This window comes from Pseudomonas sp. PS01300 (assembly GCF_029960155.1).
GTDB classification, from domain to species: domain Bacteria; phylum Pseudomonadota; class Gammaproteobacteria; order Pseudomonadales; family Pseudomonadaceae; genus Aquipseudomonas; species Aquipseudomonas palmensis.
In genome coordinates, this window is record NZ_JASCPN010000189.1 from 1 (window position 1) to 201 (window position 201).

Here is a 201-nt window from a genome sequence, read left to right on the forward strand (position 1 = left end):
GTTTGAACGCCGATGGCGTCTGGTTGAGCACGGTGACCCCCTGCTCGCACAGCAACTGGAAGAACTCTTCCGGTGCCCGGCTGGTGGCCTGCGGCACGATGACCAGCCTGCCGCCATACAGCAGCGCACCAAAGATCTCCCACACCGAGAAGTCGAAGGCATAGGAGTGGAACAGGCTCCACACGTCACTCGGCCCGAAGT

Annotated in this window: 1 protein-coding gene; it reads right to left on the bottom strand. The window is 62.2% G+C overall.

What is annotated here, in order from left to right:
- On the bottom strand, window positions 1-201 hold a 201-nt coding region (locus QMX96_RS26995; protein WP_282362752.1), incomplete at both ends, for an AMP-binding protein.